General features: G+C 45.1%; 16 protein-coding genes. 11 read left to right on the top strand and 5 right to left on the bottom strand.

What is annotated here, in order from left to right; all coding sequences use genetic code 11:
* From B2089_RS09590 to B2089_RS09605, 4 genes are read left to right on the top strand one after another with little or no spacing between them, the layout of a single operon-like run.
* Positions 1 to 711, top strand: a complete 711-nt coding sequence (locus B2089_RS09590) for a tRNA 2-thiocytidine biosynthesis TtcA family protein (RefSeq protein ID WP_296320339.1) — start codon at positions 1 to 3, stop codon at positions 709 to 711.
* A gap of 44 nt (positions 712 to 755) precedes the next feature.
* A complete protein-coding gene (locus B2089_RS09595; RefSeq protein ID WP_296320336.1) occupies positions 756 to 1,841 on the top strand; it encodes a polyprenyl synthetase family protein in 1,086 nt (361 codons plus the stop codon).
* Positions 1,842 to 1,850: 9 nt separating this feature from the next.
* Positions 1,851 to 2,405, top strand: a complete 555-nt coding sequence (locus tag B2089_RS09600) for a hypothetical protein (RefSeq protein WP_296320333.1) — start codon at positions 1,851 to 1,853, stop codon at positions 2,403 to 2,405.
* On the top strand, positions 2,398 to 2,811 hold the full coding sequence (locus B2089_RS09605) for a hypothetical protein (RefSeq protein WP_296320331.1): 414 nt from the start codon (positions 2,398 to 2,400) through the stop codon (positions 2,809 to 2,811). Before B2089_RS09600 ends, B2089_RS09605 begins: the two co-directional genes overlap by 8 nt.
* Here the strand turns inward: B2089_RS09605 and B2089_RS09610 are convergent, their stop codons facing one another.
* Positions 2,812 to 3,285: a hypothetical protein gene (locus B2089_RS09610; protein ID WP_296320328.1), complete on the bottom strand. Its 474-nt coding sequence runs from the start codon at positions 3,283 to 3,285 to the stop codon at positions 2,812 to 2,814.
* Between the two features lie 52 nt (positions 3,286 to 3,337).
* Between B2089_RS09610 and B2089_RS09615 the strand changes: the two genes are divergently transcribed.
* On the top strand, positions 3,338 to 5,032 hold the full coding sequence (locus B2089_RS09615) for a hypothetical protein (protein ID WP_296320325.1): 1,695 nt from the start codon (positions 3,338 to 3,340) through the stop codon (positions 5,030 to 5,032).
* Positions 5,033 to 5,034: 2 nt separating this feature from the next.
* Here the strand turns inward: B2089_RS09615 and B2089_RS09620 are convergent, their stop codons facing one another.
* The gene (locus B2089_RS09620) at positions 5,035 to 5,604 is read right to left on the bottom strand and encodes an MBL fold metallo-hydrolase (protein ID WP_296320322.1); all 570 of its coding nucleotides are present in this window, start codon (positions 5,602 to 5,604) and stop codon (positions 5,035 to 5,037) included.
* Complete coding sequence (locus tag B2089_RS09625; RefSeq protein ID WP_296320318.1) at positions 5,601 to 6,287, bottom strand: pentapeptide repeat-containing protein; 687 nt, start codon at positions 6,285 to 6,287, stop codon at positions 5,601 to 5,603. The genes B2089_RS09620 and B2089_RS09625 overlap by 4 nt, the downstream gene beginning before the upstream one ends.
* Positions 6,288 to 6,332: 45 nt before the next feature.
* On the opposite strand from B2089_RS09625, the gene murI reads away from it, so the two are divergent.
* From murI to deoD, 6 genes are all read left to right on the top strand, one after another.
* Positions 6,333 to 7,154, top strand: a complete 822-nt coding sequence (gene murI / locus B2089_RS09630; protein ID WP_296320314.1) for a glutamate racemase — start codon at positions 6,333 to 6,335, stop codon at positions 7,152 to 7,154.
* Positions 7,151 to 8,215: a mannose-1-phosphate guanylyltransferase gene (locus tag B2089_RS09635; protein WP_296320311.1), complete on the top strand. Its 1,065-nt coding sequence runs from the start codon at positions 7,151 to 7,153 to the stop codon at positions 8,213 to 8,215. Before murI ends, B2089_RS09635 begins: the two co-directional genes overlap by 4 nt.
* 64 nt (positions 8,216 to 8,279) lie before the next feature.
* Entirely contained in the window at positions 8,280 to 9,914 is a 1,635-nt protein-coding gene (gene malQ / locus B2089_RS09640) for a 4-alpha-glucanotransferase (RefSeq protein WP_296320308.1), read from the top strand.
* A 9-nt stretch (positions 9,915 to 9,923) separates the two neighbouring features.
* Positions 9,924 to 10,499, top strand: coding sequence for a chromate transporter (locus tag B2089_RS09645; protein ID WP_296320305.1), 576 nt, complete (start codon positions 9,924 to 9,926; stop codon positions 10,497 to 10,499).
* Positions 10,492 to 11,112, top strand: a complete 621-nt coding sequence (locus tag B2089_RS09650; protein ID WP_296320301.1) for a chromate transporter — start codon at positions 10,492 to 10,494, stop codon at positions 11,110 to 11,112. Before B2089_RS09645 ends, B2089_RS09650 begins: the two co-directional genes overlap by 8 nt.
* A 31-nt stretch (positions 11,113 to 11,143) precedes the next feature.
* Positions 11,144 to 11,854, top strand: coding sequence for a purine-nucleoside phosphorylase (deoD, locus tag B2089_RS09655; RefSeq protein ID WP_296320298.1), 711 nt, complete (start codon positions 11,144 to 11,146; stop codon positions 11,852 to 11,854).
* A gap of 160 nt (positions 11,855 to 12,014) precedes the next feature.
* On the opposite strand, the gene asd is transcribed toward deoD, so the two are convergent.
* Both asd and dapA read right to left on the bottom strand, forming a co-directional pair.
* Entirely contained in the window at positions 12,015 to 13,112 is a 1,098-nt protein-coding gene (asd, locus tag B2089_RS09660) for an aspartate-semialdehyde dehydrogenase (RefSeq protein WP_296320295.1), read from the bottom strand.
* 226 nt (positions 13,113 to 13,338) lie between these two features.
* Entirely contained in the window at positions 13,339 to 14,253 is a 915-nt protein-coding gene (gene dapA / locus B2089_RS09665; protein ID WP_296320292.1) for a 4-hydroxy-tetrahydrodipicolinate synthase, read from the bottom strand.
* Between the last annotated feature and the right edge of the window lie 126 nt (positions 14,254 to 14,379).

The raw sequence follows: 14,379 nt of genomic DNA on the forward strand, positions 1-14,379 counted from the left end.
ATGTCTCAGCCAAAATTGTTCAGCATTATCGATAAGGCGATTTATGATTACAAGATGATTGAGCCTGACGACAGAATTCTTATCGGTGCTTCTGGCGGTAAGGATTCTACGGCTCTGGTCGAATATTTTGCCAACCGGGCAAAAAGAAAGGACGCAAATTTTACTTTTTCGGCCATTCATATCGAGACGGATTTTGAAGCTTGTACCATGAGTCCCCGTCTTCGCGCTCAAATGCAGGAATGGAATGTGGACATAATCAACTATTTCGTCGATGTTCAGAACCGAATCAAAGAAGGATTCAAGATGAGCTGCTATTGGTGCTCAAATCAGCGTCGGAACGAGCTTGTCCACTTTGCCCTCAAGCACGGTTACAATAAAATCGCTCTTGGTCATCACATGGATGATATCCTTGAAACTCTTCTGATGAACATGCTGGTAAAATCCGAACTTTCTACGATGCCGCCCCGGCTGAATTATCAAAAATATCCTCTTTCGCTTATTCGTCCCCTTTGCTATGCCGATGTGGAGACGATTAAAGAGCACGCAAAAGACTCTGGCTACATCAGCACTACCTGTACCTGCATGTATCAGGACAATTCTGGCCGCAAGGATGCCCGCGCCCGACTTGAAGCCCTCACTCACGGAGACCGCCGCGCCAAAGAGAAAATGTTTGCGGCTCTGCGAAACATCAACAAGGAATACCTGCCGTAAATCTTTCTAGCCTTTTTCGCCTTTCTGTTGTATATTTATATAATATGAATTCAGAATTTATTTCGCGCCTTCAAAAGATTGAGGGCGTTTTGCATACATACCTTCCTTCTCAGCCGAACGGGGCTTGGCAGAGTCTTTCTTTCGGGAACATTGATTCCTGCATAAATGGCTCTCATCTTGCAAACCTGCTCGCTCCATGCACAAATCTCGTGGAACTTGGTGGTAAGCGCTGGCGGCCACTCCTTTTGGTTCTTTGCGCTGAAATGGCAGCGGAGACAAAAAAATCTTCCCAGACCGAAATAAATCTCGCCGTGGAAAAAGCATACAAAATCACGCCGCTTGTAGAATTCGCTCACACGGCAAGCCTTATCCACGATGATATTGAAGATGCTGCCGACACTCGCCGGGGTAAGCCCTGCGCTCACATCACCTATGGCCTTGATGTCGCCCTTAACGCCGGCTCCTGGCTTTATTTTGAGGCGGCTTCCTGCATAAAGGATTCAAATCTTTCTGACTCAGAAAAACTCCGGCTTTACGAGCTTTTTTTGACTGAACTCCGCCGCTTGCATCTGGGGCAGGCTATGGACATCCTCTGGCACAGAAATCCTTCTCTTATTCCCACGGTTCAGGAATATAGGGCAATGGTCCGCAACAAAACAGGCACCCTTTCCCGAATGGCGGTAAAATTGGGGCTTCTTGCAGGCGGAGCAAGCCTTGAAGAGCTAGAAAAGGCCGGCGTTTTTGCCGAGGATGTTGGAACTGGCTTTCAGATTATCGATGATGTCATAAATCTTACCACGGGAAATCCCGGCAAAAAGCGGGGTGATGATATCGTAGAGGGCAAAAAAAGTCTTCCCGTTCTCATTCATCTTGAAAATCACCCGGAAGACAGCGAAAGACTCACTTCTCTTTTCCAAAAAGCAAGGGCAGAGGGAATCGATTCTCCTGCCGTTGAAGAGGCAATTTCGCTGCTCACAAAAAGCGGGGCTGTAGATAAGGCAAAAGAGAAGGGTAATGAAATTATCGCCAAAAACAGCGAGGCTCTTGCTTCACTTTTCTCGAATTCTTCTTCAAAATCGGCGTTACTCATCAAAGATTTGTTCGATTCTTTGCAAAAAAAGACAAAATAGGCAGGCACTATGAAAGAAAATGCATCTAGCTTAAATTCGCAGGCAATCGAACTTGCGTCCAGCGGACAGTATCTTGAAGCAATAGCCTGTCTCAAAAGGGCAATCTCCCTTGAAACATACAATCATCTCTTGTGGTACAATCTGGGAATCACCTATCGCGATGCGGGAAATCTTCTGGCGGCAAAGTCTGCCCTTCTTCGCGCCCACGAAATCGATGACGAAGATGACGAAATCATTGAGACTCTTGCCCTTATCTGTTTTAATCAGGGCTGTAATGAAGAGGCTCTTGCTTATTGTCTTGAAGGACTCTCAAGAAATTCCCAAAATGCTCATTTGTGGAATACAATCGGCGTCATCTATTTTAATACGAATGAATTCCACCTTGCTTGCGAGGCTTTTGAAAATGCCGTCACGATTAATTCTTATTATTACGACGCGCTTTTTAATCTTCGGGATACTTACGAGGAATTGGGGAATAAAACAGGTTATCAGATGTGTGTTCAGCAGATGAAGAATATTCAGTTGGGCGAGAATGATTTTGAGGGAGAGGGCAGCGATGCGTGATTTTGCCATCGTCAAGGGCATTGACGGTCAAAAAATCGAAGTCGTCTCTCTTATTTCTGATGCCTGTGTTACTTGCAACAACATGGATTGTGCCAAACAGGGTAAAAGTTTTCATGTAATCAACAAAAAAAATCTTCCTCTCAAAGAAGATAATATCGTAAGAATCGGTTTTCCCCGCATTCTGAACGGAATTCTCGGCCTAATTTCGCTTTTATTTCCCATAGCCAGTGCTGCCACTGGATTTTTTCTCGCACCTTGCTTTTCCCAGCGATTTAATTTTACGCTCACTCAGCAGTCTCAGGCAGGGCTGGTAGGCGTTTTTTTCGTAGCCGCAACTCTTATCGTTTTTCTAATCAGCCGCACTGACATTCATATCACCCATCCTGAAGTAATACAGGTGATGTAACTAAATTTTCTCCCATTTTTCTTTTAGGACTCGCCAGACGATTCCATTTTCATTTTCTTCAGTTTCCATTTGAACCAGCCTGAAAGGAGAGATTTTTTTGATTTTTGGCGCGAATTTTTCCCAGATTTCAGAAAAATCCTCGCTTTTAAGACGGAAATCTTCGCCAGAATCTTTATTTTTTAAAATAAATTCGCATACTTCGATTCTTCCGAAAGATTCTTTCCCATCGATTCTCATCTCAATTTTCAGCAAAATTTTATTTTCTTCTATATAGATTCCAAATGGTTGGGCTTTCGTGATTTTTGCTTTTTCTTTTAATTCTTCGTTTTTTACGCAAATCGGTAGAAGCGGCAGGCAGATTATGCTTTTTCTTTCGGGAATTTTCTCATAAGTGACGGCGCATAATTCTTTTTGTAAATTTCGTATGAGAATAATCTGGTTTGGATTCAAAAAAATTACGGTCTCGCTTTTCATTTTTTTCCCTTATATGATAGTTACTTTTTCTGTTTTGTGGTAGATTTTATTCATGCAGAGTTTACATTTTTCTAAAAAATCGATTTTTCTTCTATATATTTTATTGATTCCGCTCTTGTTTTCTTGCAGCCATAAATCCGCTTTTACCCTTGATATTCCTGATTTTTATCCCAGTGAAGTTCTGGAATCTTCTTCCGGCGGTGTCCGCTATTTTGCTTTTACGGCTGATCAAAAGGGCGCGATTTCCAATTTTTTTGAAAAGAACGGAGATGCTTCTCTTTTAATTCAGATTAGTCCTCTCAAAATCCGTACTTCTGCTGTCGATACGGAAGGCAGCCTTTCTTTCGGCTTTTTCTATGATTTTGCTTCCAGAGAGAGTGAAATTCAGTCTCTTCCCGTGATTACGGATTTTCTCAAAAAGTACGAAGGCTCTTCTTTTGCCCTTTCATTCTGTTTTTCAAGCGAGAAGGGCTGTCCGGCAGGATTTTTCATAAAATCGGCTTCAAAGGTTAGAATTGACTCTGCCCAGATTCTCAGGGCTTTTGTTGGTCATGATTTTTCAGGTGAAATTCCAGTATATGCTTTTGCTCCGAACGGCGGCACGAACAACGGTACTGATGATTTCCGCGGTGCCTCCCTTGCTTTCAATTCAATCAACTCCCGTGAAGGGCTCATGCCTAGGATTACCGTAAAATTTTCCGACACAAAGGGAAGGCAAAAACTCGCTTTTGATGGTGAAGTGCTTTATATCCGGCGTACGAGCGAACCTGTGGAAATCCCGACGGCTGCCCTCAAATCTCCTTTTTCAGTTGTCACTTACCCAGATGAAGAGTCTTATCCTCTTTCGGTTTTGCTTACCGCTTCTGACAAAAATCTTCTCACATTCGCTCAAGGCAAAAAAAATGTCCTTGTTCCCATTAAAGTCGATCCCGGTCTGATTATGAAATGGTCGCGAAATAATTGGCGGGGCAACGATTACGAGCTTTTTGAGTGGGACAGATTTCCCGGAGTTCTCTTTTTTGATATTTCAACTTACTCGGTTCAGGATGATTTTTTCCGCCGCCTCGCTTTTTTTGTGGAAAAGGCTGGCTACAAGGGAAGATTGCTTTCAGATTCAGAACTTAAAGGCAAGCACGGTTACAATGCCCATGACTACAAGGCTGATGATTTGGCCAGATTCTTTGAAAAGGCTCGGCTTGAGAATTTTCCTCTTAACGACAAAGAGCTTTTGCTTAAAGAAATTCTTGCCTATAACGGCGTGATTAAAATCTCTTCAAACGGTGAAGTTACGGCGGGGCAGGGAGCGGCTATTTCTATTTCACAGGAATCTCCGACTTATCTCCGCACGACTTTTATCGCCCATGAAGGCTGGCACGGAATTTTCTTTATTGATGAGGAATTCCGCAATACTGTGGCCTCAATTTATTACACCATTGATCCTAAAACCCTGGCCTATCTCCGGAAATATTTTCAGGTGACTCCGACCCTTAACTATGATGTCCGCGATGATTATTTAATGAAAAACGAATTTATGGCCTACCTTTTGCAGCAGCCTGTTTCTTCGACGGCAACATATTTTGTTAATATGGCAAAAAGGGAGCATTCCCAGCAAATGGCAAAATACGAGGCGGATTACATCATTGAAACAGCAGGAAGCGGCTTTGAGAGCGCGGCAAGTCTTCTTGATGAATATGTGAGTGACCGCTGGAATCTTAATGCCGGGCGGGTCTGGCTTATTACGAGATAGTTTTATTTTGAGAGGGATGCAAGGTCGAGGTTGAACTGCTTTTCGGCCCCTACGCTTGTGATTGGTCCATGTCCTGGCATGATTACCGTATCATCGTTGAGCGTGAAGAGTTTTGATTTTATTCCGTTGGCCAAGTATTTCTGTGTGTAGGCGCATGAACTTGATCCGATTTTACCTGCAAAAATAACATCTCCGGTAAAGATTGCGTTGTTGATTTTATATACGATGGAATCTGCGCTATGACCAGGGAGTGAAAAGTATTCGATTTCAAGCCCTCCGATGGATTTTATTCCGTCACCTTTGAGAATATTCTGAGCGTTTGCCAGTTCGTTGTCGGCGGCATAAACCGGAAAGTCATAAATCTTCTGAAGTGTTTTTAAGCCGCGATAGTGATTTTCATGTTTATGGGTGATTAAAACGGCGCACAAATCATAACCGCCATCTTCAATTTGCTTAATCAAAATGGTTGAAATTTTGCAAGGGTCAATGATGATTGCTTTTTTGGATACTTCATTGACTACGAGATAACAGTTTGTGAGTTTTTCAAAATCGAGGTGAAGGTAAATTTTCATAAGCCGGGCCCCTTTTGTACGCCGCGGGGAACATCAAGCTCTTCAAGACCTGTAAAGAGAGCGCTTCCTCGTTTGTCGAAGACCGCAGCATTTGTATTTGACTGGCGGAATGAAATATTCTGCTGGGTGATTTCGTAGAAAACTGTCTCCTTGATGTTGCAGTTTCGGAATGAGGTATCAATCAATTTTGCATTGATGAAATATGAGCTGTAGAGATCGGAATCGTCGAAAGATGACTGGAATGATGAGATTCCGCAGAAATTATTTTGAATCATATCGCTGCCCGTAAAAAGGACATGGCTGAATTTTGCCCCTGCGAAGGAAGTGAAGTGAACATTGCTTTCAAGGAAGTTAGAGTCAGAAAAAATTGAGAAGGCGAAATTGCTGATTCTGATACGCATCCCCTTAGTTTTGATGCCCACAAAAAAACAGTGAGAAAAATCGCAGCCAAAAAAGCCTTTGTTTGTAAAATCGATATTGGTGAAGGTGATGCCGCTTGCGTTCATACCGATGATTTTGTCGTGTGAACGGATGTAGTCGTAAATTTTGTTTTGAATCTCATCTTTATTTTCGGTGTGGGCATAGCAATACTGGCTGCTTTCGATGAGATTGCCTTTTGAGTCGATGTCGGAAATTGCAAAATGAGAGCATCCTTGATGCATACACTTTGAAAAAGAAAACATGAATTTATTATAGCGGAAAATGTGAAAAAGGACTAGAATATTCTTATGCAAGTTGACTTCGCATTCCTTGACAGTGGTACTGGCGGAATTCCTTATATGCTTTCTCTGAACGAAAAATTGCCCTCCGCGGTCTCAGTTTATCTTGGGGATACGGAGCATTTTCCTTATGGCGAAAAATCAAGCGAAGAGGTTACAGCCTGTGCGTCAAAGGCCATTCAAAAAATCATAGATTTGTGGGCTCCAAAGGCGATTGTTGTGGCATGTAATACAATTTCTGTTACAGCACTGGATGACTTGCGACAGCGTTTTCCTTCTCTTCCTATAATCGGCACGGTTCCTGCAATCAAACTTGCCGCAGAAGTCACAAAGAACAAAAAAATCGGCTTATTGGCCACGAATGCCACAGTTCGCCATCCTTATTGCCAGCGATTGATTCAGGATTTTGCCAGCGATTGTTCTGTCTCTATGCGGGCTGACCCAAAGTTAATCGACTTCATCGAAAAAAAATATTTTAATGCCAGCGAAAATGAGCGGCTTGAGGCTGTAAAAGAGGCGGCTGATTTTTTCAAAAGCCAAGGCTGTGACACGGTGATTTTAGGCTGCACTCACTTCACCCACATTGCCAGTGAAATGCGAAAGGCTTGCGGAGAAGGAATCTCTGTGGTTGACAGCCGTGACGGAGTGGCGAATCAGGCAATCCGAAAAATCCACGAAGAGCAATCGCCGAGTGCAATCGAAAGGACTAATGCAGAAAAAAGTTCTGTAGAGAACCTCACATTCTTTGTCACAAAAGCGAACAAACAGGAACTTTCCGAATACGAAAGTCTCTGCAAGAATCTGAATATACCTTTTGGGGGAATAATATGAAAACTTATGGCGTTATTATGGCAGGTGGCGGCGGAACTCGATTCTGGCCTCTTTCCAGACAGACGACACCAAAACAGCTTCTCAATTTAAGCGGCAAAGATTTAATGGTGAACGAGGCGATTGACCGTCTTGCAAAAACTGCGGCAAGTGAGGATATTTTTATCGTAACGAATGAATCCCAAGTCGCAAAGATGCTTAAAGCTACGAAAGGCAGGGTAAAGCGAAATCACATTCTCTCGGAACCTAGCGCACGAAATACGGCGGCATGTGTCGGTTATGCGGCGATGGAAATCGTCAAAAAATATGGCGACGGAATCATGGTAATCACTCCTAGTGACGCATATATCAAAAATGAAGAAGAATTCACCCGCGTCCTTGGAGTGGCTGTGAAAGCTGCCCAAGAAAAAGACGCTCTCGTTACAGTTGGAATCACTCCCACATTTGCGGCCACTGGCTACGGCTATATTAAATTCCAAAAATCAGCGGATGAAGTTCTTAAAGTCCTTGAATTTAAAGAAAAGCCCGATGAAGCGACAGCAAAAAAATATGTGGAATCTGGTGAGTACGCATGGAACAGCGGCATGTTCATCTGGAAGGCCAGCACGATTCTCAAGAATTTTGAAAAATTTCTTCCCGGAATCTACAAAGATTTGTGCAAAATCGGCGAGGCCATGAAAACCGATGATGAATATAATGTCATCGACAAAATCTACCCAAAAATCGAAAGCATCTCCATTGATTACGGTATCATGGAAAAAGCTGGCGATGTTTATGTGGTTCCCGGTGAATTCGGCTGGAATGATGTGGGAAGTTTTGACATGATGGGTGTTCTTCATGAAGCCGACAGCGACGGAAATATTAAAATCGGCGACCAAATCAATGTGGACACCAAAAATTGTATCACCTATTCAAGCGGCCGCCTCATTGCTACTATTGGCCTTGAAAATGTGGTCGTTATCGAAACCGAAGATGCCGTCCTGGTCTGCGATAAAAACAAAGTTCAGGATGTAAAAAAAGTCGTCGAACAACTGAAAAAAGACCGACGAATCGAATTATTATAAAAAAAAAGACACGAATTACACGAAGTGACACCAATTTTAATTTGTGTTTAAGGAGATTGATTTTATGAGAAAAGCAGGAATTTTACTTCATCCTACGAGCTTGCCGGGAAGTGCGGGAATCGGTACTTTGGGAAAATCGGCTTTTGCCTTCGTGGATTTTTTGGAAAAGGCTGGCATGAAACTTTGGCAAGTCCTTCCTCTGGGACCTACTGGCTACGGTGACAGCCCTTACCAGTCATTTTCGACTTTTGCCCTCAATCCTCTCCTTATTGATTTTGATGATTTGGCAGAGCGGGGCTGGGCGACTTCTGCCCTCATAAAAAAGCCTTCTTATGTAAAAGCAAAAGGCCCGGTGGATTTTGGCGCTGTCGTCTGGTGGAAGAGCCATGCCCTCAAAGAAATCGCAAAATATTTCCTTGAATTGATGACCAATCCCGATGGGGCGGGGGAGAATTTTGACCCCAGCGTTAAGATGGAATTCTTCTCTTTCTGCCGGGAAAATCTTTTCTGGCTCCGGGACTATGCGGCTTTTATGAGCATCAAGAGCTTTTATGACCAAAAGGCGCAGGAAGAGCGGGAAGAAAAAAAATGTGATGTAAACGGCAGCTGGAATGTCTACTGGCCGAAAAAACTTGCCAGGCACGACGAGGCCGCCGTTGAAAAATGGATTAACGAGCACAGCGAAGACTTCTTGCAGACCGAAGTGATTCAGTTCTTTGCGGCAAAACAGTGGCAGGCTCTTCACGAATACGCTTCTTCAAAGGGAATTGAAATCATCGGTGATGTTCCGATTTTTGTCGCTCCAGATTCAAGCGATGTGTGGGCTAACCAAAAACTCTTCCAGATTGGAAAAGACGGTAATTTCAGCGCAGTCGCTGGCGTTCCGCCGGATTATTTTTCTGCCACAGGCCAGCTTTGGGGAAATCCTCTCTACAACTGGAAGAACATGAAAAAAGACGGCTATGCCTGGTGGATTGCCAGAGTAAAAAAAATGCTTTCCCTGGTGGATTATGTCAGAATCGACCACTTCCGGGGATTTGAAAGCTATTGGGCAGTTCCTTTCGGCAGCGAAAACGCAATAAAAGGAAAATGGGAAAAGGGCCCTGGAATCGGGCTTTTCGACGCAATCAAAGCAGCTATCGGTGAAAAAGGAGTCTTGCCTCTCATCGCGGAGGATTTGGGGGTCATCACAGATGAAGTGCGTGCCTTGCGTGACGAGACAGGCTTTCCCGGCATGAAAGTCTTGCAGTTCGGCTTCGACAAAAACGAAAGAAATGCAGGCGCTCTCAAAAATGTCTTCCTTCCCCACAATTACGAGACCACGAATTGCGTAGTTTACACTGGAACCCATGACAACGACACCACTCAGGGCTTGCTTGAAAGCCTTGACGATGAGAGCGTCGTCTTGGTCGCCGATTATTTCACTGGCGAAAAGAACAGCCTTGAGTCGGCAAAAAAACTTGTCAAGTCAAAGAAACTCTGCGCTTGCATGGTAAAGGCCGCCCTGTCAAGCACGGCAGAAATCGCGGTTTTGCCCTTGCAGGACATTTACGCCCTTTCAAGCGAGGCCCGCATGAACATGCCAAGCACGAGCGGGGCAAACTGGGCCTGGCGGGCAGGTGAAAACATGATTTCTGGCGAAAAAGCCGAAAAAGTTGCCGCCTGGCTAAAAAATCTCTGCGTTCTCTACGCAAGATAGGGACATTAAATGAAAGAAAAACTTCGTACTCTTTGGGATTTATTCTCAATCTTCTTTAAAATCGGGTCTTGTACATTCGGTGGCGGAATCGCCATGCTGCCTATCCTGGAGCGGGAACTTGCCGAAAAACGCAATTGGACGACCAGCGACGAATTATTGGACTATTTTGCCATCGGCCAGAGCACGCCTGGCATTATCGCGGTGAACGTGGCGACTTTTATCGGCTATAAGCGGGCTGGCTTGATTGGCGGCTGTGTGGCTACTTTCGGTATGGTTTTTCCATCAATCATCATAATCACCCTTATTGCAAAATTCATCTCGAATTTCAGCGAGATTGAATGGGTTCAAAAAGCTCTCAAGGGAATCAATGTGGCGGTGGCGGCAATCCTCACCAGCGCAGTCTACAAATTTTCAAAAAAGTCGGTGAAAAATCTTTTCGGCTTCCTTCTGCTCGTAATCGCCTTTTTGCTGATTTTTGTCTTTAATGTGGGCACGGCCTATGTGATTTTCGGAAGCGCGATTCTGGGCGTGATTCTCGCATCATGCAGGGGAGAATTCAGAAAAGAGGAGGCTGTCCATGACTGATTTTATGATTTCCCAGATTCAATCTCAGAGCGGACTAGGACTTTTATGCCTTATCGCGGTCTTTTTCTATATCGGCTTGATTACCATTGGCGGCGGACAGGTGGCGATTACAGTCATGCAGCAGGTTTTGGTCGAGCGCTTCCATTTGATTGACAATGAATTTTTCTTCAGTATGGTCGCGATTTCTGAGAGCACGCCGGGGCCAATCGGAATCAATATGGCGACTTATTTGGGAACTGAACTTTATGGCGTCTGGGGCGGTTTTTTCTCCACTTTGGGGCAGGTTTTGCCATCCCTCATTTGTATTATCCTTATTGCCCGCTTCTTCGGTGCTTTTGCCCAAAAGAAGGGAGTGCAGGCGGCTTTCTCAACTCTGCGTCCGGCGGTCTCCGGCGTTATTGCGGTTGCGGCGGCTAAAATCGTCATCATCGCTCTTTTTGTAGTGCGGGAAGGATTTTTGCTTTCTTCTCCTTCGACTTGGAACGACAATTTTCAGATTTACGGAGTCAGCGCGATTTTCTACGGATTGTGCCTGCTCATTCTTTTTAAGACAAAAGTGCATCCGGTCTTTCTGGTGGCGGCAGGGGCATTTTTCGGCGTGATTTTCTGCTAGATTTTTCACAATCTCGTGCTATAATTAAAGCATGAGTACACACATTAACGCGCCAGAAGGCGCAATCGCTCCCAATGTCTTGCTTCCGGGCGACCCATTGCGGGCAAAATTCATTGCAGAAAATTTTTTGAAAAATGCCAAGTGCTATAACGAAGTGCGAGGCATGTTCGGCTTTACCGGCACTTACAAGGGCGTTCCCGTAAGCGTTCAGGGAACCGGCATGGGGCAGCCCTCCCTTTCGATTTATGCCACCGAGCTTTTTAAATTCTACGGCGTTCAGACCGCAATCCGGGTGGGAACATGCGGCGCGGTCAACGAAAACACAAAACTCCGTGACACGATTATCGTAAATTCGGCCTGCTCAGACTCTTCTCTCTTGAACCAGCGCTTCGGCTCCCTTCACTTCGCCCCCACGGCAAATTTCGATCTCGTCCGCGCGGCAGATAAAATCGCTTCTGAAATGAAAATCCGCTATTCCGTAGGTTCTGTTGCTTCCAGCGATTTCTTCTACGACAAAAACGACAACTGGAAAAAGTGGGCTGAATACGGAGTTCTGGGAATCGAAATGGAGAGCGCCGAGCTTTTCACTTTGGCCGCAGAATACAAGCGCCGTGCCATGGCCATCATGACCGTCAGCGACCACATTTTGCTAGGCGGAGCCACCACAGCCGAAGAGCGTCAGACAACCTTCACCAATATGATGAAAGTCGCACTGGAAACAATCGTGGCAACAAATAAATAAAAATCGACGCGGATGAACGCAGATTAACGCAGATTATTTTTCCTCGCTCAAAAAAAAATAACCTCAGTCCCATTTCTTAGATAAGAAAATAAGACTGAGGTGTTTTCGTAAGCACACAGAAAAAATCTATCTGTGTGTATCTGCGTAAATCCGCGTCTAATTAATCAAAGAAACCTTTTGCTTTGAGCAGCTCTGCGTTCAGGATTCCACCCAGGGCGGCTCCTCGCTTTGTGTTGTGGCTCAATGCTACGAACTTGATGTCGAATACATTGCACTTTCGCAGGCGGCCGAGGACACAGGCCATACCTTTTTCAGTGTCGCGGTCGCGGTTTGGCTGAGGGCGGTTTTCTTCTTCGCGGTAAACAATGGGATGCTCCGGTGCGCTTGGAAGCTTGAGCTCCTGCGGCAAAGAAGTGAATTCTCGCCATACGCGCAAAACTTCTTCAAGGCTCGGCTTTTTGTCTTCCGGCAAATCGAACTCAAGGTTTACGCTTGCAGTGTGTCCGTCGATTACAGGAACGCGGGTACAGGTTGATGAGACAATTGGACCTTTTGCATTCTCAATCTTTCCGTCCTTTACGCTTCCCAGAATCTTCAGGCATTCTTTTTCTGTCTTTTCTTCCTCGCCACCGATATATGGAACGATATTGTCAATCATGTCAAAAGAAGGAACGCCAGGATAGCCGGCTCCGCTGACTGCCTGCAAAGTCGTTACGATCATGCGCTTAACCGGGTATCCGGCCTTCTGTAAAGCATAGAGAGGCATCATGTATGTCTGCAATGAGCAGTTTGGCTTAACGGCAACAAAGCCCTTGTCCCAGCCGTGATGCTTTTTCTGCTCGGCGATTACATCCAGGTGAGAATAGTTGATTTCAGGGATGAGCATTGGAACATCCTCTGTCCAGCGGTTTGCGCTCGCGTTAGAAACAACCGGGATTCCCTCTGCGGCGTAGGCGGCTTCCAAAGCTTTGATTTCGTCCTTTCCCATTTCCAAAGCAGAGAAAACGAAGCGGCATTTACCCAAAGCGGCCTTAGGGTCGTTTGCGTCCTGAACGATTAAGTCTTTTACATCAGAAGGAATGTTAGCTCCGATGAGCCAGCGGTTAGCGACGGCCTCTTTGTAAGCCTTTCCTGCCGAGCGGGGCGAAGCCGCAACATAAGTCACCTTAAACCAGGGGTGATTTTCCAACAATTTAATATAGCGCTGACCAACCATACCAGTAGCGCCCAAAACACCAACATTAATCTTATCTGCCATTTATATGCTCCTGTAAAATTTAATCTAAATGTGTTTTGTGTATGCTCCCATCGAGAACGCGTCAAAAAAGTCGCGGTGAGCAAGCTCAAGCGACTTTTTGCCGCAACCTCGATTCCGCTACACACAAAACAAAGTTATTGCATTTCAACAGCATAATTTAAAAAAGATTATGCCGTTCTTTCTTACATAACAAGGCTCTGTGCGCTCCTAAGCTCTGTGAGGAATTTTACAGCTCACAGTCCTTGAGTGCTTTTTCTATAATCTTCTTTGCTTCATCGGTGACTTCCACTAAAGGCAGGCGGCATGGGCCGGCCGGCATTTTCTTTACATTCATGGCGTACTTGATAGATGTGGGGTTTCCGTCCACGAATGCGGCCTTAAAGAAAGGAAGAAGACGATAGTGAATTTTTCGAGCCGCCGCAATGTCACCGTCCAAAGCCTTGTTTGCCATTTCTGTGACAAGAGCCGGAGCCAGGTTTGACACCACGGAAATGATTCCGTCACCGCCCAAGGCAATCAAAGGCAAGGTGAGACCGTCATCACCGCTCAAAACGGCAAAATCAGGCTTTTTGCTCTTAATCTGCGCGATTACATCTCCCATCTGGTTGATGTTTCCGCTGGCTTCCTTAACGCCAACGATATTCGGCAACTCTGCGATTCGAACGAGCAAATCAGTGGGAATATTCACACCGGTTCTGCCCTGAATATTGTATACGACGATTGGAAGACCGACTTTTGAGACAGCCTCAAAGTGGCGGAAAATTCCTTCTTTTGAAGGTTTGTTGTAGTATGGGGTGACGACCAGTGCTGCGTCTGCCCCGGCTTTTTTTGCCCGCTCACAGTATTTCACCGCGTCTTTTGTGTTGTTGCTTCCCGCACCGAGGATAACAGGGATTTTTTTGCCGGATTTTTTCTCAAAGGCTTTGACTTCTTCCATGACAATCTCAATGAGTTTGTCTTCTTCTGAGCCGGGGTTTTCGTCCAAAGTTGGAGTCTCGGCAGTCGTTCCCAGTGGAACAAGACCGTCAATTCCCTGCTCAAGCTGGAAAATCACATTCTTTCTGAATCCTTCGTAGTCCACCGAACCGTCCTGGTTCATCGGTGTGACCATAGCCGTAAGAGCACCGCGCAATTTAATCATTTTTAACCTCTGTTTCTATGTAAAGAGTGACTCCATTTTAGTGAAAATCAGAGACTTGGGCAATGAGAAATTTAAGGGCGCATATTTCTTGTCTACGGGCTTTCCAGCCTTCGCTCACGCTCATTG

Origin of the sequence: Treponema sp. UBA3813, from assembly GCA_002368605.1 — a bacterium.
Taxonomy (GTDB): domain Bacteria; phylum Spirochaetota; class Spirochaetia; order Treponematales; family Treponemataceae; genus Treponema_D.

Excerpts from the sequence above, each read along its gene's own strand:
- B2089_RS09590 (WP_296320339.1), top strand. The coding sequence starts at position 1 with ATGTCTCAGCCAAAATTGTTCAGCATTATCGATAAGGCGATTTATGAT.
- B2089_RS09595 (WP_296320336.1), top strand. The coding sequence starts at position 756 with ATGAATTCAGAATTTATTTCGCGCCTTCAAAAGATTGAGGGCGTTTTG.
- B2089_RS09600 (WP_296320333.1), top strand. The coding sequence starts at position 1,851 with ATGAAAGAAAATGCATCTAGCTTAAATTCGCAGGCAATCGAACTTGCG.
- B2089_RS09605 (WP_296320331.1), top strand. The coding sequence starts at position 2,398 with ATGCGTGATTTTGCCATCGTCAAGGGCATTGACGGTCAAAAAATCGAA.
- B2089_RS09610 (WP_296320328.1), bottom strand. The coding sequence starts at position 3,285 with ATGAAAAGCGAGACCGTAATTTTTTTGAATCCAAACCAGATTATTCTC.
- B2089_RS09615 (WP_296320325.1), top strand. The coding sequence starts at position 3,338 with ATGCAGAGTTTACATTTTTCTAAAAAATCGATTTTTCTTCTATATATT.
- B2089_RS09620 (WP_296320322.1), bottom strand. The coding sequence starts at position 5,604 with ATGAAAATTTACCTTCACCTCGATTTTGAAAAACTCACAAACTGTTAT.
- B2089_RS09625 (WP_296320318.1), bottom strand. The coding sequence starts at position 6,287 with ATGTTTTCTTTTTCAAAGTGTATGCATCAAGGATGCTCTCATTTTGCA.
- murI (WP_296320314.1), top strand. The coding sequence starts at position 6,333 with ATGCAAGTTGACTTCGCATTCCTTGACAGTGGTACTGGCGGAATTCCT.
- B2089_RS09635 (WP_296320311.1), top strand. The coding sequence starts at position 7,151 with ATGAAAACTTATGGCGTTATTATGGCAGGTGGCGGCGGAACTCGATTC.
- malQ (WP_296320308.1), top strand. The coding sequence starts at position 8,280 with ATGAGAAAAGCAGGAATTTTACTTCATCCTACGAGCTTGCCGGGAAGT.
- B2089_RS09645 (WP_296320305.1), top strand. The coding sequence starts at position 9,924 with ATGAAAGAAAAACTTCGTACTCTTTGGGATTTATTCTCAATCTTCTTT.
- B2089_RS09650 (WP_296320301.1), top strand. The coding sequence starts at position 10,492 with ATGACTGATTTTATGATTTCCCAGATTCAATCTCAGAGCGGACTAGGA.
- deoD (WP_296320298.1), top strand. The coding sequence starts at position 11,144 with ATGAGTACACACATTAACGCGCCAGAAGGCGCAATCGCTCCCAATGTC.
- asd (WP_296320295.1), bottom strand. The coding sequence starts at position 13,112 with ATGGCAGATAAGATTAATGTTGGTGTTTTGGGCGCTACTGGTATGGTT.
- dapA (WP_296320292.1), bottom strand. The coding sequence starts at position 14,253 with ATGATTAAATTGCGCGGTGCTCTTACGGCTATGGTCACACCGATGAAC.